The 18,654-nt window shown below is 57.9% G+C and carries 18 protein-coding genes and 1 tRNA gene; 12 read left to right on the plus strand and 7 right to left on the minus strand.

Going from position 1 to position 18,654, the window contains the following annotated elements; all coding sequences use genetic code 11:
* Position 1: 1 nt before the first annotated feature.
* From Q0864_RS07630 to Q0864_RS07640, 3 genes are all read left to right on the plus strand, one after another.
* Positions 2-1,078 (plus strand): branched-chain amino acid ABC transporter permease, encoded by a 1,077-nt coding sequence (locus Q0864_RS07630; RefSeq protein WP_248364883.1) that lies wholly within the window; start codon positions 2-4, stop codon positions 1,076-1,078.
* Between the two features lie 110 nt (positions 1,079-1,188).
* Positions 1,189-2,475 (plus strand): ABC transporter substrate-binding protein, encoded by a 1,287-nt coding sequence (locus tag Q0864_RS07635; protein WP_248364884.1) that lies wholly within the window; start codon positions 1,189-1,191, stop codon positions 2,473-2,475.
* Positions 2,476-2,552: 77 nt separating this feature from the next.
* Positions 2,553-3,389, plus strand: a complete 837-nt coding sequence (locus Q0864_RS07640; RefSeq protein WP_298567526.1) for an ABC transporter ATP-binding protein — start codon at positions 2,553-2,555, stop codon at positions 3,387-3,389.
* Between the two features lie 95 nt (positions 3,390-3,484).
* Here Q0864_RS07640 and Q0864_RS07645 read toward each other — a convergent pair whose 3' ends face one another.
* A complete protein-coding gene (locus Q0864_RS07645; RefSeq protein WP_298567528.1) occupies positions 3,485-4,285 on the minus strand; it encodes a hypothetical protein in 801 nt (266 codons plus the stop codon).
* A gap of 127 nt (positions 4,286-4,412) precedes the next feature.
* Between Q0864_RS07645 and Q0864_RS07650 the strand changes: the two genes are divergently transcribed.
* Positions 4,413-5,633: a phenylacetate--CoA ligase family protein gene (locus Q0864_RS07650; protein WP_298567530.1), complete on the plus strand. Its 1,221-nt coding sequence runs from the start codon at positions 4,413-4,415 to the stop codon at positions 5,631-5,633.
* 126 nt (positions 5,634-5,759) lie between these two features.
* On the opposite strand, the gene ykgO is transcribed toward Q0864_RS07650, so the two are convergent.
* Together ykgO and Q0864_RS07660 are read right to left on the minus strand one after the other, a co-directional pair.
* Complete coding sequence (gene ykgO, locus Q0864_RS07655; protein ID WP_005850168.1) at positions 5,760-5,885, minus strand: type B 50S ribosomal protein L36; 126 nt, start codon at positions 5,883-5,885, stop codon at positions 5,760-5,762.
* A gap of 81 nt (positions 5,886-5,966) precedes the next feature.
* Positions 5,967-6,041 (minus strand) — tRNA-Val (locus Q0864_RS07660).
* Between the two features lie 156 nt (positions 6,042-6,197).
* Between Q0864_RS07660 and Q0864_RS07665 the strand changes: the two genes are divergently transcribed.
* Positions 6,198-7,058 carry an N-formylglutamate amidohydrolase gene (locus Q0864_RS07665; protein WP_298567532.1) on the plus strand — a complete coding sequence of 287 codons (861 nt, stop codon included), beginning with the start codon at positions 6,198-6,200 and terminating at the stop codon, positions 7,056-7,058.
* A gap of 2 nt (positions 7,059-7,060) precedes the next feature.
* Here the strand turns inward: Q0864_RS07665 and Q0864_RS07670 are convergent, their stop codons facing one another.
* Entirely contained in the window at positions 7,061-8,314 is a 1,254-nt protein-coding gene (locus tag Q0864_RS07670) for a DNA polymerase IV (RefSeq protein WP_298567534.1), read from the minus strand.
* Between the two features lie 61 nt (positions 8,315-8,375).
* On the opposite strand from Q0864_RS07670, the gene Q0864_RS07675 reads away from it, so the two are divergent.
* The 3 genes from Q0864_RS07675 to Q0864_RS07685 are packed head-to-tail and all read left to right on the plus strand — an operon-like array spanning position 8,376 to position 10,020.
* Complete coding sequence (locus Q0864_RS07675) at positions 8,376-8,819, plus strand: NUDIX hydrolase (RefSeq protein ID WP_298567536.1); 444 nt, start codon at positions 8,376-8,378, stop codon at positions 8,817-8,819.
* A 44-nt stretch (positions 8,820-8,863) separates the two neighbouring features.
* The gene (locus Q0864_RS07680) at positions 8,864-9,751 is read left to right on the plus strand and encodes an SPFH domain-containing protein (RefSeq protein ID WP_298567537.1); all 888 of its coding nucleotides are present in this window, start codon (positions 8,864-8,866) and stop codon (positions 9,749-9,751) included.
* Complete coding sequence (locus Q0864_RS07685; RefSeq protein WP_298567539.1) at positions 9,751-10,020, plus strand: hypothetical protein; 270 nt, start codon at positions 9,751-9,753, stop codon at positions 10,018-10,020. The genes Q0864_RS07680 and Q0864_RS07685 overlap by 1 nt, the downstream gene beginning before the upstream one ends.
* Before the next feature lie 17 nt (positions 10,021-10,037).
* Here the strand turns inward: Q0864_RS07685 and Q0864_RS07690 are convergent, their stop codons facing one another.
* Together Q0864_RS07690 and pyrF are read right to left on the minus strand one after the other, a co-directional pair.
* A complete protein-coding gene (locus tag Q0864_RS07690; RefSeq protein WP_298567541.1) occupies positions 10,038-10,766 on the minus strand; it encodes a hypothetical protein in 729 nt (242 codons plus the stop codon).
* Positions 10,767-10,961: 195 nt separating this feature from the next.
* Positions 10,962-11,663: an orotidine-5'-phosphate decarboxylase gene (gene pyrF / locus Q0864_RS07695; RefSeq protein ID WP_298567543.1), complete on the minus strand. Its 702-nt coding sequence runs from the start codon at positions 11,661-11,663 to the stop codon at positions 10,962-10,964.
* A gap of 225 nt (positions 11,664-11,888) precedes the next feature.
* Between pyrF and clpB the strand changes: the two genes are divergently transcribed.
* Positions 11,889-14,504 carry an ATP-dependent chaperone ClpB gene (clpB, locus tag Q0864_RS07700; RefSeq protein WP_298567545.1) on the plus strand — a complete coding sequence of 872 codons (2,616 nt, stop codon included), beginning with the start codon at positions 11,889-11,891 and terminating at the stop codon, positions 14,502-14,504.
* Positions 14,505-14,597: 93 nt separating this feature from the next.
* Here the strand turns inward: clpB and Q0864_RS07705 are convergent, their stop codons facing one another.
* Complete coding sequence (locus tag Q0864_RS07705; RefSeq protein WP_298567546.1) at positions 14,598-14,834, minus strand: hypothetical protein; 237 nt, start codon at positions 14,832-14,834, stop codon at positions 14,598-14,600.
* A gap of 394 nt (positions 14,835-15,228) precedes the next feature.
* Between Q0864_RS07705 and Q0864_RS07710 the strand changes: the two genes are divergently transcribed.
* From Q0864_RS07710 to msrQ, 3 genes are all read left to right on the plus strand, one after another.
* Positions 15,229-16,716: an FMN-binding glutamate synthase family protein gene (locus Q0864_RS07710; protein WP_298567547.1), complete on the plus strand. Its 1,488-nt coding sequence runs from the start codon at positions 15,229-15,231 to the stop codon at positions 16,714-16,716.
* Between the two features lie 102 nt (positions 16,717-16,818).
* On the plus strand, positions 16,819-17,727 hold the full coding sequence (gene msrP / locus Q0864_RS07715) for a protein-methionine-sulfoxide reductase catalytic subunit MsrP (RefSeq protein WP_298567549.1): 909 nt from the start codon (positions 16,819-16,821) through the stop codon (positions 17,725-17,727).
* On the plus strand, positions 17,727-18,371 hold the full coding sequence (msrQ, locus tag Q0864_RS07720; RefSeq protein WP_298567551.1) for a protein-methionine-sulfoxide reductase heme-binding subunit MsrQ: 645 nt from the start codon (positions 17,727-17,729) through the stop codon (positions 18,369-18,371). The genes msrP and msrQ overlap by 1 nt, the downstream gene beginning before the upstream one ends.
* The last annotated feature ends 283 nt before the right edge of the window (positions 18,372-18,654 follow it).

The following is an 18,654-nucleotide window of genomic DNA, read 5'->3' on the forward strand; positions in this document are numbered from 1 at the left end:
CATGTTTTACCGCGAAGCAGGTGACTTCAAAACGTCCTACCGTGACGACAGCCAGACCTTCCCGATCCGGCTGGATCGGATGGGCTATTACATCCTTATGTTCGTGGCCTTCTTGGTGGTCCCGTTCTTCATCAACGACTATTGGGTCAACGCGGTCTTTGCGCCGTTCCTGATCTATGCGATTGCGGCGCTGGGCCTGAACATCCTGACCGGTTACGCCGGGCAGGTGTCGCTGGGCACCGGTGGCTTCATGGCTGTGGGGGCGTATGCCAGCTATAAGCTGATGACGAGCTTTCCAGAGGTCAGCATCCTGATCCACATCATACTTGCCGGCGGGATCACTGCGGTTGTGGGTGTGGCGTTTGGTTTGCCATCCTTGCGCATCAAGGGATTCTATCTGGCGGTGGCCACGCTGGCCGCACAGTTCTTCCTTGTGTGGGTCTTCAACAAGGTGCCGTGGTTTTACAACTATTCAGCATCGGGCCAGATCAACGCGCCTGAACGCTCTGTCTTCGGTGTCATCGTGACCGGCCCCAATACCGAAGCCTGGGCGAAATACATGATCTGCCTCGTGTTTGTCGTGGTGCTGGCATGGGTGGCGCGCAACCTGACGCGCGGCATGATGGGCCGCAAATGGATGGGCATCCGTGATATGGATATCGCGGCCGAGATCATCGGGGTGAACCCCCTGATGGCCAAGATGTCGGCTTTTGCGGTATCGTCCTTTTTTGTTGGCATTGCCGGAGCGCTGTTTTTCACGGTCTATCTTGGCGCGGCCGAAGCAGGCGAGGCCTTCGGGATCACCAAGTCGTTCCTGATCCTGTTCATGATCATCATCGGTGGTCTGGGATCGATCTTCGGATCATTCGCAGGCGCGGCCTTTATGGTGCTTATGCCAGTGTTTTTGAAGAACGTGCTGGTGGGGGGACTTGGCTGGCCGACCGATCTGGCCGCGCATTTCGAGTTCATGATCGTGGGCGGCCTGATTGTCGTCTTCCTGATTGTGGAACCGCACGGTCTGGCGCAACTATGGCGCCTGACGAAAGAAAAACTGCGTCTGTGGCCCTTCCCGCACTAGGGCCCGCGCAACTCATCTTATCCTCTGAACCAATGAGGAAACGGTTCAGAGGGTCAAAGCAATGTGACCCGCAACGGGCACGAAAATTTGCTAATCTAGGGAGGAAGCAAATGAAATACTCGAAACTCGCAGCAGCCAGTGTTACGGCGCTTATGGTGGCAACTCCGGTCCTTGCGGATCTGGTGTTCCCCTCGCTCAGCTACCGGACTGGTCCTTACGCCGCAGGCGGCATCCCCTATGCGGATGGCTTTGCGGATTACTTCACTCTGCTGAACGAACGTGACGGCGGCATCGGTGGCGTGATGACATCAGCCCCAGAATGTGAGACGGCTTATAACACCGAAAAAGGCGTCGAATGCTACGAAGCCACCAAAGGTCAAGGCGCGCTGGCTTATAACCCGCTGTCGACCGGCATCACCTATCAGCTGATCCCGAAAGTGACGGCAGACGACATTCCGCTTTACACGCCCGGTTATGGCCGCACGTCGGCTGCAAACGGCAAAGTGTTCAGCCACGTGTTCAACTTCCCCGCCAACTACTGGAATGCAGCCTCGCTCGCTGTGAACCACCTGAAAGAGGTTAGCGGTGGCGATCTGGCGGGCAAGAAAATCGCGCTGGTCTATCACAACTCGGCTTACGGTAAAGAACCGATCCGCACGCTGGAAGGTCTGGCTGAAAAGCACGGCTTTGAGCTTGTGACACTTCCGGTCGATCACCCCGGGCAGGAACAGAAAGCGCAATGGCTGCAAATCCGCCGCGAGCGTCCTGATTTCGTTATGATGTGGGGCTGGGGCGTGATGAACCAGGTTGCCATTCAGGAAGCTGCCAACATCCGCTTCCCGATGGAAAACTTCATCGGCGTTTGGTGGTCGGGTGGAGACCATGACGTTTCTCCCGCCGGTGACGCAGCCACGGGTTACAAGGCTGTGACCTTCCATGGTGTTGGATCGGACTATCCGGTTTTTGCTGATATCCAAAAGCATGTTGTGGATGCAGGTAAGGCAGCCGGCAATGGCGACAACATCGGCAAGGCCCTTTACAACCGCGGTGTCTATGCCGCGATGTTGCTGGCTGAATCCGCCAAGAAGGCACAGGAAATCCACGGCACGCCGGACATCACGTCATCCATGATGCGTGACGGTATGGAAGCTCTGGAAATCACCGAAGCCCGGATGACTGAACTTGGTATGCCCGGATTTGGCCCCGAATTCACCGTCAGCTGTGAAAACCACGGTGGCCCCGGCACGGGTGCGATCCAGCAATGGGACGCAGCCGCTGGCACCTGGTCGCTGATTTCAGACTTCGGTCCGTCGGATATGGATGTGATCCAACCTTTGATCGACGAAGACTCGGCCGCTTATGCCGCCGAGAACAACATCGAAGAACGCTGCAACTAAGCCGCGTGCATGACCTTTCGTCCGGGCCGTCTGGCCCGGACGATCCCCGAACAACGAACACAGACAGGACGACCGATATGCTGGACGCCGAGAAGACTACCGAAATTGCAGGTGAGAACCTTTTGGAGGTCAACAACATCGAGGTGATCTATAATCACGTGATCCTTGTGTTGAAGGGCGTCAGCCTGCATGTGCCGAAAGGTGGCATTACAGCCATTCTGGGCGGCAACGGCGCGGGCAAGACAACCACGCTGAAAGCCATATCGAACTTGCTTCAATCCGAACGGGGCGAAGTCACCAAAGGCTCGATCCTGCACAAGAATGAAAACGTCGCCGATCTGGGCCCGTCCGAGCTGGTCAAGCGCGGCGTTATCCAGGTGATGGAAGGCCGTCGCTGCTTTGAACACCTGACCGTCGAAGAAAACCTGTTGACGGGCGCCTACACCCGCACGGACGGCAAAGGCGCGATCGCTGCTGATCTTGAGATGGTCTATGAATATTTCCCCCGCGTCCGCGAGCGCCGCAAAAGTCAGGCGGGCTATACCTCGGGCGGTGAGCAGCAGATGGTGGCGATGGGTCGCGCGCTGATGTCGCGCCCCGAGATGATCTTGTTGGACGAGCCGTCCATGGGCCTCGCCCCTCAGTTGGTCGAACAGATCTTCGAGATTGTAAAAAAAGTGAACGAAAATGAAGGCGTGACCTTCTTGTTGGCTGAACAAAACACCAACGTGGCCCTGCGTTATGCGCATTACGGCTACATTCTGGAAAACGGTCGCATTGTGATGGACGGCCCCGCCGCTGAATTGCGCGAAAACCCGGATGTGAAAGAGTTCTATCTTGGCATGTCGGATGAGGGGCGCAAGAGCTTCCGGGATGTGCGGTCCTATCGCCGCCGGAAGCGTTGGTTGGCCTGATGCACCTGAAAACTGGGCATAAATCCTCGTCGCGTTGCGCGTCGATGGCTGCTTTGCGGCCTGATTGTCGGCGGAGCCGCGTTCGGCAGCCGGTGTCAGGCGACCTTGGTGCGCAGGGCATCAAGCTCAGCCAGCGCCGCACTGCGGTCTTTTGGACTGGCCGGGCGCATCGACACGACCTGCGTACGGTCCTGTGCGGTGACGTCCGCCATTCCATAACCGACCTGACCCAGAGCGTAGCTCAGGCGCAGGCGTTTGGCGGCGCGCGATTGGCTCAGCCACGCGTCTTGCTCGACTCGCAGATGTGCGGTGTTGATCAGGAAAAACCACTTTCTGCCGGTGTCTTCCAAGGCCGCTGCCAAGGTGCCGTAAACCACGTCGACATCCCCCGAATGGCGCAACGTCAGCCCCGACAGGTCGATTTCGGCAACACGAGTTTCGGTGTCCAGCACAAGGCGCTCGGAGATGTCGGACGCATCATATTGCGCGGTCCGATCCAGCTTGCGCAACCGTTGGGACGGCAGTTGCGCCAGCCGGGCCAGCGCCGCGTCGCGGGTTGTAAACAGGTTAGGATTGAACGCGTCCGTGCCCGCCGTGCGAGCAAGCTCGGCGCGGGTAATGTCGCTGGCATCCACTTTGACGATGCCTTGGCTGTGCGCTTTGCTCAGCGCTTTGCCGCGCTGACGTTGTGCCGTCCAAGCAAAGCTGTCGACGCGCATGCCTGTGACATCCAGCAGCATGAACCATTTGTCCTCACCTGTCGCGCTGATCGCTGTGAGGATCTGATCGTAGGCTGCGTTGACGTCGGCCGAGTTGCCAAGGCGAAGGGTCGTGAAGTCGACCTCCATCACTTGGGTGGCGTGGTCGAAGCGAATGCGGTTGGTCATGTCGATCATGATGCGCGGACTCTTGCTGCGTTGCGGCAAATTATAGAACGTCGCCCCCATCGTATACAATTGCATGCAGTGCATAGCGGGGTTTCGCCTCGCTCAATGCTCAGTTCTTCTGAAAAGGGTTTCGACCATGCCTGATTATTATGACGCCCTGGAAAACCGTTCCGCAGATGCCCGCATGGCTGACATTGCAAAGGCGCTGCCCCTGCAGATCGCCCGTGCCAAGGGGCTGCAAGGTTACCGAGCCAGCTTTGCCGATGTGGATCCAGCACGCATCACAAGTGTCGAGGCGTTGGTTTCGCTGCCCGTCCTGCGCAAATCCGAGATTGGAAAGGCGCAAGCCGCCGACGGTCCTCTTGGCGGGTTCGGTGGGCTGGCAACGCATGAGTTTTCTCATATTTTTCAAAGTCCCGGCCCGATTTACGAACCGGGTGGCGTTGGGCATGACTGGTGGCGAATGGGACGGTTCCTGAACGCCTGTGGAATCGGAAAAGGCGATATCGTTCAGAACTGTTTTGGATACCACCTGACCCCGGCTGGCATGATCTTTGAAAACGGCGCGCGGGCTGTCGGCGCAGCGGTTGTCCCCGCCGGTGTGGGCCAGACCGAGCTGCAAGTGCGCGCCGCCGCAGATATCGGCACAACGGCCTATGCGGGCACACCGGACTATCTGAAGGTCATTCTGGACCGCGCAGATGCTGATGGAGTGAAGCTGAAGATCACCAAAGCGGCCGTCGGAGGAGGGGCGTTGTTCCCCAGCCTGCGAAGCGAATATGCCGATCGTGGTATCACTTGCCTGCAAAGCTACGCCACAGCCGACCTTGGCAACATCGCGTATGAAAGTGCTGCGATGGAGGGCATGATCGTTGACGAAGGAGTGATCGTGGAAATCGTGCGACCCGGCACGGGTGATCCTGTCGCACCGGGCGAAGTGGGCGAGGTTGTCGTGACGACGCTAAACCCTGACTATCCGCTGATCCGCTTTGCCACAGGTGATCTGTCGGCAGTTTTGCCGGGCACCAGCCCCTGCGGGCGCACGAATATGCGCATCAAGGGATGGATGGGGCGCGCCGATCAAACCGCCAAGATCAAGGGTATGTTCGTGCGTCCTGAGCAAGTTGCGGATTTGGTCGCAAAACATGCCGACGTGACCAAGGCGCGCGTGATTGCGACCCGCGACGGCGAGATGGACGCAATGACGGTTCAGATCGAAACCGACGCAACGGACCCAGCGCCCTATGCAAAGTCGGTGGTCGAAACACTAAAGTTAAAAGCCCGGATCGAGATCGTTTCCAAGGGCAGTTTGCCGAATGACGGCAAAGTCATCGACGATCAAAGGGTCTACGACTAGAACAGGTTCCTTCCGGGAAAGGGGCTGAGGCAGCAATGCTTCAGCCCTTTTCTTTTGGCAAACCACCGAATGGAAAGAAAAAAGCCGCCCAGAAGGCGGCCATTTCTTTTTCGCTGCTGATGCGACTTAGCCTTGACGGGCTTTGAAGCGGCGTTGCGTTTTGTTGATCACGTAAACGCGGCCTTTACGGCGCACCACGCGGCAATCGCGGTGGCGGTTTTTCAGCGAGCGGAGCGAGTTGCGGACTTTCATGGTCCTTCTCCTTCAACGCGGCGCTGCGGTTGCGCCTAAGCTACATTTTGCCGTCTGACCATAGGGTCATATGGCGGTTCATGGTGGGCGATACTGGGATCGAACCAGTGACCCCTTCGATGTCAACGAAGTGCTCTACCGCTGAGCTAATCGCCCTGAATTTCATTTCAAACCAGTCAATATGACCAATCCAAAAAACGCGACGCGGGAAAACCCGCGCCTGTTCGCGGTTCTATAAAAGGAGTCGGGGTCGTGCGCAAGGGCTTTTGGTGAGAGATTTTTTCGCTTTATAAGTGGTATGGAGGAGACTGCATGTTGATACCGCCCTACGCGCTGACACTGCCCAAGATACGCGACACAAGTGTCGTGTTTGCGTCGCCTCATAGCGGGCGCCGCTATCCTTTGGCGTTCGTGAAGGGCAGCTTGTTGGATGAACGCACGATCCGCTCGTCGGAAGATGCGTTTGTCGATCAGCTCTATGCGGCCGCACCTGACCATGGCGCACCTCTTTTGGCGGCAACGACGCCACGCGCCTATGTCGATCTGAACCGCGGTGCCGAGGAGTTGGACCCGGCCGTCATCAACGGATTGCGGCGGGTTGATCACAACCCACGCGTGGCGTCGGGACTGGGCGTCATTCCACGCGTTGTCGCTGGCGGCCGCGCCATTTATCGCGGCAAGATGTCGTTGGGTGACGCGCAAACGCGGCTGGCAGACCACTGGCGCCCCTATCACGCAGCGCTGCAGTCCTTGCTGCAAGACAGCACAGATGCCTTTGGCGAGGCAATCTTGATCGACTGCCATTCGATGCCGCACGAGGCCGTCACCAGTCTGTCCAAAGGGTGGGCGCAAAGTCCCGAGGTCGTTCTGGGCGACCGGTTCGGGGCTTCTGCCTCATCCGAGGTCGTCAGCCATGTTGAAGAGGCCTTCAAACGTGCCGGGTTCCGGACCTCGCGCAACACACCGTTTGCCGGGGCTTATATGGCGCAGCATTACGGGCGCCCATCGCGCAACCAACATGTGGTTCAGGTCGAAATCGACCGTGCCCTATACATGAACGAACGGTTGATCCGACCCAATCGGGATTTTCATGAAATCCAACAGCGGCTGGCCATGGTGATCAAGGAAATAGCCGCGTTCGGTCAGCAGGATCGGGCGCTCGCCGCAGAATAGCTCTAGCGGATCGAGCGTCCTTTCAAGATCACTTTGTCCCCGAAACGGGCCCGGATCGTGTCGGTGGCACGTTCCGCAGCCCTTCGTCGCGCGGCCTGAGGATCAAGCAGGTCGTTGGTCAGATCGGCATTGTCAGCAGGCCCCAGATGGCTGAGCCCGACACCGACAAGCCGAAATGGACCCTCGCCGGCAACAGTGTCAAACAATCCGCGCGCCGTGCGGTAGATCCGATCAGCGGATTGCGTCGTATCACCAAGATTGGTTTGACGGCTGAGCGCACGGAAATCGGCGCGCTTAAGCTTCAACGTCACGACGCGCCCTGCCAAGTCGCGCGCCTTGGCGCGGTCCGATACTTTCTCGGACAGGCGCCACAAGTGGCCGTCGAGGATGTCGGGGTCGGTGGTGTCCTCGAAAAACGTCGTTTCGTTCGAAATTGACTTGATCGGTGCATGGGCCGAAACACGCCGCTTGTCTTGGCCCCGCGCCAGATGCCACAACCGGTCACCCATGCCGCCGAACCGGGCAACAAGGTCTGCCTTTTCCCAACGAAGCAGATCCGCGAAGGTTCGGATGCCTGCTTTCTCCAACGCGGCCTGACTGACGCCGCCGACGCCCCAAATCAGCCCGACGGGTTTGTCATGCAGGAATGTGGCAGTCTCAGCCTTGCCGATCACCGAAAAGCCGCGCGGCTTGTCCAGATCGGACGCGATTTTTGCCAGAAATTTATTGTGACTTAACCCGATTGAGCCCGACAGACCAATTTCGTCCTGCATCCGTTTGAGCAGCCGCGCCAGCATCACGGCAGGTGGGGCACCATGCAGTTTCGCGGTGCCGGTCATGTCCAGAAACGCCTCGTCCAACGACAGGGGCTCTATCGAAGGGGTCAGTTCATCCATCAATGCGCGGATTTGCTTGGATACCGCTGCATAGTGGCGACCGCGTGGTGGGATCACGACCGCATCCGGGCAAAGCTTCAGCGCCTGAAACATGGGCATGGCAGATCGCACACCGCGAATGCGCGCGACATAGCAGGCGGTTGATACGACCCCGCGCTTTCCGCCGCCGATAATGACAGGCTTGTCTGCCAGTTCGGGATTGTCACGCTTTTCCACCGAGGCATAAAAGGCGTCACAATCCATATGCGCGATGGTCAGGTCGAACAATTCAGGGTGCGATGTCACCCGCGGGCTACGGCAGGAAGGGCAGCGGCGACCATCATCAAAGCGGGTCAGGCAATCTCGACATAAAGCGGGCATGATGCAAAATACATCATGCGGCCGCGGGGCTCAAACACTCGTCGGTCTTGGAAAGGCAAGAATGGAGAATTTTAGCGGCACAAAGCTGGTTTTGCTTGTCGGCGGGAAGGTTGCAACCCTGCTGCGCGACGATCGGCCCGACATCCCTTGCCCGAACATGTGGGATTTCCCCGGCGGTGGTCGCGAGGGAAGCGAAAGCGCCGAAGACTGCGTGCTGCGCGAAACACAAGAAGAGCTTTCCCTTCGGTTGCGGCCCTCTGATCTGAGTTGGAAGCAGGAATTCGACAGCCCTACGGTGCCCGGCACCACGTCCTGGTGGTTTGCAGCCACGTTGCCTGCAAGTGCTTCCAGCAAGATCAAGCTTGGCAATGAAGGGCAACGCTGGACGTTGATGGCACCGAACGATTGGCTGACGAATCCAAGCGCCATCCCGCATTTCAAGCCCCGATTGCGCGCTGCCCTGCGCGGGCTTGGTCAAGATGCTGTTGTAACTGACGCAAAATGATCCCATCATCTTGCGAATTAATGCGTCGGTGAAAGGTTCCCCTCATGAATGAAATTCCAACAGATCTTGCTGGCGGAAACACAGTCCTGTTTTTGCTAGCTGCCTTCCTGATCATCGTTGTCTTCCTGGGCGTCAAGATAGTGCCGCAAAGCCAGAAATATGTCGTGGAGCGCTTTGGGCGACTGCAAGCGGTGCTGGGGCCGGGGATCAACTTCATCGTGCCATTTCTTGATCGCGTGCGTCACAAGGTGTCGATTTTGGAACGCCAGTTGCCGACCGCCAGTCAGGATGCGATCACATCCGACAACGTGTTGGTGCAGGTCGACACCAGCGTGTTCTACCGCATTCTTGAGCCTGAAAAGACGGTGTATCGAATCCGTGATGTGGACGCCGCGATTTCGACCACAGTGGCGGGGATCGTGCGCTCGGGCATTGGCGAAATGGAGCTGGACGAGGTGCAGTCAAACCGCCAGCAGCTGATCTCGAAAATCAAGCAACAGGTCGCGGATGCGGTCGATGATTGGGGGATCGAAGTTACGCGCGCTGAAATTCTTGATGTGAACCTTGATACGGCCACGCGAGAGGCGATGTTGCAGCAGCTAAACGCTGAACGCGCCCGCCGCGCACAGGTGACAGAGGCCGAAGGCACGCGACGCGCGGTCGAACTGGCCGCAGATGCAGAGCTTTATGCAGCCGAACAGGCCGCCAAGGCGCGCCGCGTCAGCGCAGATGCCGAAGCCTATGCAACCCAAGTGGTGGCAAAAGCTATTGCAGAGAACGGGCTTGAAGCAGCGCAGTATCAGGTGGCGCTGAAACAGGTCGAGGCCTTGACCGAAGTCGGCAAGGGCGATGGAAAGCAAACCATTATCCTGCCGACGCACGCGTTGGATGCGTTTGGTGATGCCTTCAAGCTGCTGAAAGGTAAGTCATAATGCTGTGGGCGACTTGGTGGGTTTGGTTGGCCGGTGCGATTGCCCTTGGCATTCTTGAAATGCTGGTCCCCGGCTTTATCTTTCTTGGCTTCGCGGTCGGCGCTGCGGTGGTTGGGGCGGTGTTGCTTTTGGGACTTGCGCCAACTCTGCCGTGGCTCCTTGTTGGCTTTGCGGCAGTGTCGCTGGTGTCTTGGTTGGCGATGCGGCGTGCTTTTGGTGTGCGTAAAGGCCAATCGAAGGTCTTCGACATCGACATCAACGATGGTTGACAGGTTTGGTGCAGGGTCTAGCTGACCGGCGCGCCAAACAAAAATGGTATTTCATTTGAAAGGGTTTCACCTTTCAAAAGCCAGCTGAGCCCAAGCGCCCAAAGCGCGACGCTTTCAGCCCAGAAGGTGAAGCTCCAATCGCTGTCCCACCTTTGACCGGACTCTGGCAAGAAGACCTTCACCACGCCGACCAAGACGACCATTGCGAGGATGGTCCACCCGAAGACTCGATAGCATTGGTTTCTGCGCTGTTTGTGCGGTCTGGGGTTCTTGACCGAACACCGCGTGAACAGCCTAAGCGACGTGATCCCCATGCAAACCAGAAACAGTCCTGCCGCTGCAAAATGGATGTTTTGCTGCGTCTGATCGTATGCTGCGGGGATAAGCCTGTCGAACAAAGCCAACGGCCGATAGCAATCTTCGGTGGCACATAAAGTGGGCACAAATGCCGTGGTAAAGACCGCAACGCCCGCAAGGCTCGAGATCACGCGGTCAGAGAGCACTTCGCCGGATCGTCGTGGGTAACCTTGGTAGGCAACCAAAAACAGGCCCGTCCCTGCCGATGCTGAAACGAAGACTTCGCGCATCTCTGTGAAGAAAAAGTCCGAAACCGACCGTTGCATCGGGATGCCGAAAAGAACGACCCCTGCCAATAGGACAAAGGGTAAGGTCAAGCCGATGGCGCCGATTGCCCGACGCAGGCGCATCACCGTGGACAGGTCAGGATGTGGTCGGGTGTCAGACATGATAGCCCTTGAAGCCACGAAGGTTGACGCCGCGCTATGCGACTGCACGCCACGCAAAAAGGCGCTCTTTCACCTCATGTTCTGTTCATTGGGCGCCCGGCGCAAGGGCGCAAGGGCGTGCGGCGGCTCACATTCTCAGGAGCGAACGGTGAGGTGAGGTCACCTGCGCGCAAAGGCAGGCGCGCTTTTCGGCGGCTAGGCGAGGGGGGCGTTCAGTTCCGCCAAAACGGCTTTGGCAGCGTCGCGCGGGTTGGCCGCCTGACGGATCGGACGACCCACCACGATGTGATCCACGCCGTCAGCAATGGCTTGCGCGGGCGTGGCCACCCGTTTCTGATCACCCAATGCAGCCCCCGAAGGACGAATGCCGGGGGTCACGATCAACTTGCCAGCAGCCTGCGAAAGCGCGCGGATAAGCTTGGCCTCTTGCGGTGACGCGATTACACCATCTGCGCCTGCGTCCAACGCCCGCACGGCGCGCTCCAACACCAGGTCCTGCACATCGCCCGCCTTGATTAGCGAGGCATCCAGATCGGCCCGATCCAGCGAAGTCAGGATCGTCACGGCAAGGATTTTCATGTCCTTGGCACCTTTTCCTTCCTGTGCAGCGCGCACGACGTGTGGATCGCCGTGAACCGTCAGGAAATCCAGATCGAATTGCGCCAGACCGCGCACGGCCTCTTCGACGGTGTTGCCGATGTCAAACAGCTTCATGTCGAGGAAAATCTTCTTGCCATGTTCGCTTTTCAATTCGTTGGCCAGCGCAAGCCCGCCTCCGGTCAGCATGCCCAATCCGATCTTATAAAAGCTCACCGTATCGCCAAGCTGCTCGGCAAGTTCCAATCCGGCAAGGGCATTGGGGACATCAAGGGCGACAATCAGGCGGTCATCGGACATGGAGGGCTCCTATTTTGGTTGTTCCGTCCTAACCGGGCGGGCGCTCAAACGCAATTCCCGCCAAACGGTGTGCCAAAAGGTGTTCTGCGCGACGATTTTCAAAGCCCAGAATGCCGCACCATCTTGCAATTTTCAGGCCTGTTCCCATCTTTATTCCGAGGCCCTGAAAGGGATGTGCCGCTTGTGTGGGCATCCCGTAAGTGGGCGCTTTAGAAGGAGAGTGACATGGACTTGAACAAGTTCACTGAACGGTCGCGTGGTTTCATTCAGGCCGCACAGACCATCGCGATGCGCGAAAACCATCAACGATTGGTTCCCGAGCATTTGCTGAAAGCCCTTATGGACGACGAAGAAGGGATGAGCGCCAACCTGATCCGCAAGGCAGGTGGGTCGCCTGAACGCGTGCGCGAAGCCGTCGATACGGCCATCGGTAAACTGTCGAAGGTGACGGGCGATGCGGCTCAGGTTTACATGGACAACGCCACCGCCAGCGTATTGGACGAAGCGCAGAAGCTGGCCAAGAAAGCCGGTGACAGCTTTGTGCCTGTCGAACGGCTTCTGACCGCTTTGGCCGTTATCAAATCCAAAGCGCGTGACGCGTTGGATGCGGGTGCCGTGGACGCCAAGAAGCTTAACGCTGCGATCAATGATGTGCGTCAGGGCCGAACGGCCGACAGCGCCAGTGCCGAAGACAGCTATGAAGCGCTGTCGAAATACGCAATGGACCTGACCAAAGCTGCCGAAGAGGGCAAAATCGACCCGATCATTGGCCGTGACGAAGAAATTCGCCGCACGATGCAGGTTCTAAGTCGCCGCACCAAGAACAACCCGGTTTTGATCGGGGAACCCGGTGTTGGTAAAACCGCGATTGCCGAAGGCCTTGCCTTGCGCATCATCAATGGTGATGTGCCCGAAAGCCTGCGTAACAAGAAGCTGTTGGCGCTGGATATGGGCGCGTTGATCGCCGGTGCGAAATACCGTGGTGAATTCGAAGAGCGGCTAAAGGCCGTGCTGAACGAAGTCACAAGCGCTGCGGGCGAAATCATCCTGTTCATTGACGAAATGCACACGCTTGTCGGTGCAGGTAAATCCGACGGTGCGATGGATGCGGCCAACCTGATCAAACCGGCTCTGGCGCGTGGAGAGCTGCACTGTATTGGTGCCACGACGCTGAATGAATACCGTAAATACGTTGAAAAAGACGCGGCCTTGGCCCGTCGGTTCCAGCCTGTGATGGTCGAAGAGCCGACCGTCGAAGACACGGTTTCGATCCTGCGCGGTATCAAGGAGAAATACGAACTGCACCACGGTGTGCGTATTTCCGACAGCGCGTTGGTTTCGGCGGCCACGTTGAGCCATCGCTATATCACCGACCGGTTCTTGCCGGACAAGGCGATCGACCTTGTGGATGAGGCTGCCAGCCGCCTGCGGATGGAAGTGGATTCGAAACCCGAAGAGCTGGACGCGCTTGACCGCCAGATCCTGCAAATGCAGATCGAAGCCGAAGCGCTGCGCGTTGAGGATGACAAGGCATCGAAGGACCGGCTTGAAAAGCTTGAGGCTGAACTGTCCGACTTGCAGGAAAAGTCCAGCTCGATGACTGCCAAGTGGCAGGCCGAGCGGGACAAGCTGGAAGGTGCCCGCGACCTGAAAGAGCAATTGGACCGCGCCCGCGCCGAATTGGATTCGGCCAAGCGGGAAGGCAACCTGGCCAAGGCTGGCGAGCTGTCCTATGGCGTTATCCCCGGGCTTGAGAAAAAGCTGCAAGAGGCTGAAACTGCCGAGGCCGACATGATGGTCGAAGAAGCTGTGCGGCCCGAACAGATCGCAAGCGTGGTCGAGCGTTGGACAGGTATTCCCACCTCGAAAATGCTGGAAGGCGAGCGTGAGAAGCTTCTGCGGATGGAAGACGAGCTGCACAAGCGGGTCATCGGTCAGTCCACGGCAGTGAAAGCGGTTTCGAACGCGGTGCGCCGTGCGCGTGCCGGGCTGCACGACGAGAATCGCCCGCTTGGGTCGTTCCTGTTCCTTGGGCCGACCGGCGTGGGTAAGACCGAGCTGACCAAGGCATTGGCCGAGTATCTCTTTGACGACGACAACGCGATGGTTCGCGTGGACATGTCCGAGTTTATGGAGAAACACGCGGTTGCCCGTCTGATCGGCGCACCTCCGGGCTATGTCGGGTATGACGAAGGTGGTGTGCTGACCGAAGCCGTGCGGCGTCGGCCCTATCAGGTCGTGCTGTTTGACGAGGTTGAGAAAGCGCACCCAGACGTGTTCAACGTGCTGTTGCAGGTTTTGGACGACGGGGTGCTGACCGATGGTCAGGGACGCACAGTCGACTTCAAACAGACGCTGATCATTCTGACGTCAAACCTTGGTGCCCAGGCGCTGAGCCAGCTGCCGGATGGGGCGGATGCTTCGGACGCCAAACGCGACGTGATGGACGCGGTGCGGGCCCATTTCCGTCCCGAGTTCCTGAACCGTCTGGACGAAACGATCATCTTCGATCGCCTCAGCCGCGGTGATATGGATGGCATCGTGCTGATCCAGTTGGAGCGTCTTGCCAAACGGCTAGGCCGTCGAAACATCGGCCTTGAACTGGATGATAGCGCACGTAAATGGTTGGCCGATGAAGGCTATGACCCGGTGTTCGGTGCACGGCCCCTGAAGCGTGTCATTCAACGCGCGCTTCAAGATCAGCTGGCCGAGATGCTGCTGGCCGGTGATGTCATGGACGGTGATAAAATTTCGATCACCGCAGGTGCGGACGGGTTGATCATTGGCGATCGGGTTTCGCATTCGAACCGCCAACCGCCCGAAGACGCTGTCGTCCACTGACACGGCACCACAGCGCCCTGAAACGAGTTGCCCCGCCGGAACGAACCGGCGGGGCATTTCATTTCGTGAGTGGTGGGTGTGAGGGGGGAAGCCTCACATCTCGGACGGGATCAATCCGGCTTCTTGTGCAGCTGCGACTTCGTCCGCGCTCAGCGTGCCACTGGCATCTGCATCAGCTTCCGAAAAAGCTTCGGCGGTGACATCTGCATAGACTGCAACCAGCTCTTCCATCGTCACCTCGCCATCTTCGTTGGCGTCCAGCGAAGTTTGAGCCATCAGCGCGCTGCTGCCTGCGATAAGAAGAATGCCTGCGAGAGAAGTGGTTTTCATTGGATATGCTCCATCAGTTGTTAAACGCACCCGTTCAATGAGTGCGAGGTCATATGGTCATGTCCCAATTGCGACCACATCCGAATACTGCGCAACGGCTCTTCTTAGGCGCTGAATCGCAAAAAGCAGGTCTACCCACAGGCGAAAAGCCGCAAAGGTATCGGGCGGCCTTGTCGGGCGGCGGAACAGTTCCGATTCTAAAGGCAGGAATTGGCGAATGCGCGCTCATAAAGCGTCAGTTTGATGCATGTGCGGTAAAGCGCCGGTGCGTTGTGTCGCGATTCTTTTCGGTCGGCGCGGCCCGAACAACGCCATCAGACACAGAAAAGCGGCATGAGTCGCTTCCCGTTCCGATCCGGGACAGTACACTTGCATCGAATCACAGGAGAATTCGATGCAATCCATGTACTGGGCAATTGAGCTGTTGGCGCAGGTTCTTATTTTTCTTGTTGGGGCGTTCCTTGCTGTCGTGGTTGTTCTTTACCTGATCGACAGGTTTCAGACCCATGACGCCATCCGCCGCAACTTTCCGGTCATTGGGCGGTTCCGGTCGCTTTTCTCAACCTTGGGCGAATTTTTCCGGCAGTATTTCTTTGCGATGGACCGCGAAGAGCTGCCGTTCAACCGTGCGCAACGTGACTGGGTCGAACGGGCAGCCGTGGGTCGCGGCAACACGGTTGCGTTCGGATCGACGCGCAACCTTGGAATTCCCGGCACACCGATATTCGTGAACGCGGCCTTTCCGCCTTTGGGCAATCAATACAGCCAGACCGCACCGATGATCATCGGCCCCACGGCACGCGAACCATACGAGGCGAAGTCGATCTTCAATTTGTCGGGGATGAGTTTCGGCGCCTTGTCACGCCCCGCCGTCGAGGCCCTGTCGATGGGTGCTGCGCGGGCCGGGATCTGGATGAACACCGGCGAAGGTGGGCTGTCGGTCTATCACCTCAAGGGTGGCGGTGATCTTGTTTTTCAGATCGGCACCGCAAAGTATGGCGTGCGCGATCTGGAAGGCAATCTGTCGGACGAGAAGCTGCGCGAAATCGCTGCGCACCCTGAAGTGAAGATGTTTGAGTTGAAGCTCGCTCAAGGGGCCAAACCCGGCAAGGGCGGGATCCTGCCCGCAACGAAAGTATCGGCAGAGATTGCGGCGATCCGGGGCATCCCGGAAGGTGTCGCCTCGATCTCTCCGAACCGGCACCCGGAGATTGAAGATTGGGATGATCTGCTGGATATGGTGGCCCATATCCGCGACGTGACTGGCAAGCCGGTGGGCTGCAAGACCGTCGTTGGTGCGATCGAGCCCTTTGCAGAGCTTTTTGTCCGGATTGCAGAACGTGGACCCGAGGCCGCGCCGGATTTCATCACCATTGATGGTGGGGAAGGTGGCACAGGTGCCGCGCCCATGCCGTTGATCGACCTCGTCGGCATGCCAATTCGTGAAGCGCTTCCCTTGATCTGTGACCTCAGGGACAGCCACGGGCTGCATGATCGCATTCGCCTTATCGCGTCGGGCAAGCTGATCAATCCGAGCGACGTGGCCTGGGCCATCTGCGCTGGCGCTGATTTCGTCACCTCGGCGCGTGGCTTCATGTTCTCGTTGGGCTGCATCCAGGCAATGAAATGCAACCGGAACACCTGCCCGACGGGGATCACGACACATGACCCACGATTGCAAAAGGGCCTTGTGCCTGAAGACAAGTTCGACAAGGTCGCGCGATATGCCAAGGGTGTCATTCACGAGGTTGAGACCATCGCACATTCGGTTGGTGTGGCAGAGCCGCGCCAAATGCGCCGCCGCCATGTTCGTTTGGTGCAAGACAGCGGTCGTTCGGTCCCAATGAGCGAGATATACCCCCCATCGCCCCCGCCAAATTGAGGCTTTGTTACAATACGCTGGCGCGGACGTGAGCCGATGTGCTTTGGCTTTGCGTCTCGCCTGCCTTACGTCATGTATAGACGATAAGAAGAGGTGCGCCTGATGGCTTACAAGAATGTGCTGAAATACTCTGATGTGACGCCGCGAGCGGACTATATGAACCGCCGTCAACTGATGGGTGGCGCCGCTGGCCTTGCGGCTGGCATGGCGCTTGGCCCCGCCTTTGGGGCATCCGGATTTTCGGTGGATGAAAAACCGAACACGATGGAAGAAATCTCCTCCTACAACAACTTTTACGAATTTGGCACGGCCAAGGGTGATCCCGCCAAGAACGCACATATGTTGACCACGGACCCTTGGTCGGTGGAAATCGACGGCATGGTGGACCGACCGGGGTCCTATGGGCTTGAGGACATTTTGAAGAATGTCACGCTTGAAGAACGGATTTACCGCTTTCGCTGTGTTGAAACCTGGTCGATGGTTGTGCCGTGGGTTGGGTTCGAGCTGAACCAGTTGCTTGCTCTGGCCGGCGTACAGAGCTCCGCCAAGTATGTGGCCTTCCAAACGCTGCTGCGGCCCGAAGAAATGCCGGGGCAAAGGACCCGCAGTCTTGAATGGCCCTATCGCGAAGGCTTGCGGTTGGACGAAGCGATGCATCCACTGACCATCATGGCGACGGGCATCTATGACGACCCCCTTCCGAACCAGAACGGCGCGCCCCTGCGGCTCGTTGTGCCGTGGAAGTATGGCTATAAGTCGATTAAGTCGATTGTGCGCGTGACACTTACAGATAAAGAACCGCAAACCACCTGGAACATGCTGCAACCGCGCGAATACGGCTTCTATTCCAACGTAAACCCCGAAGTCAGCCACCCGCGTTGGTCACAAGCCTACGAAAAACCGATCGGCGGCGGGTTGTTGGCGCGCCGGAAAGAAACGCTGATGTTCAATGGGTATGAGGATCAAGTTGCCAGCCTTTATGACGGAATGGATCTGGTGGCGAACCACTGATGACTGTGGTTGATCGGATCAATGGCGGTCTGCGCAAGATTCCGGTCTGGACCGTCTATACCATTGGTGCATTGTGGCCCGCCTGGCTGTTCTATCTTGCCGCGACAGGGGCCATGGGCGTCGAACCGATCGAAGCGTTGGAGCATGCGCTCGGCGAGTTGGGGCTTCAGGCGCTGATCCTCGGATTGTTGATCACACCCTTGCGCGCCGTGACCGGTATCAACCTGATCAGGCTGCGTCGTGCCATTGGTGTGCTGACCTTCTATTTCATATCCACGCATCTGCTGGTGTGGCTGGTGCTTGATGTGCAGATCCTGTCCGAGGTTTGGAAAGACATTCTGAAACGCCCCTATATCACGGTCGGCATGGCAGCGTTCCTTCTGATGACTCCGCTTGCAATCACTTCGAACAATTGGTCGCTGCGCAAGCTTGGGCCATCGTGGCGCAAGCTTCACCGTTTGGTCTATCCAACCGCCATCCTGGGGAGTGTTCACTACATTATGGTCGGTAAGACGTGGGAGCTGGAGCCGCTTGTGTATCTCGCGGTTGTTCTGACGCTGCTTGGCTGGCGTGTCCTTCAGGCCCGCAAGAAAAGCAAAGCCCGCCTTCAATCGAGCGCGCGGGCATCTCGTGTCACGTCATAGGTGCGCTTTTTCGGTTAATAGCCAGAGCACACACTGAGTTGAGTCAGATCAAGAGCCGCATTTTGAGCAATTCTCTGGCGTAGACAGGGTGCCGCTAGGGCAGTCAGAATTGGACACAAATAAAATTGCGCGCAGGCTTGAATTTCTTGCTGTTCATTGCTGCAACTTACCAAAAATAAAGAAAAAATCAGAAATTTGCAAAAAGATGCCATTTTCGGAAAAAAGGGGTTGCGACTCTTTTGAGTTGGGCCTAGAACCCCCTTCACCGGCGGCGCTGATGGCG

The sequence above is a fragment of the uncultured Aliiroseovarius sp. genome (genome assembly GCF_947497285.1).
Lineage (GTDB): Bacteria > Pseudomonadota > Alphaproteobacteria > Rhodobacterales > Rhodobacteraceae > Aliiroseovarius.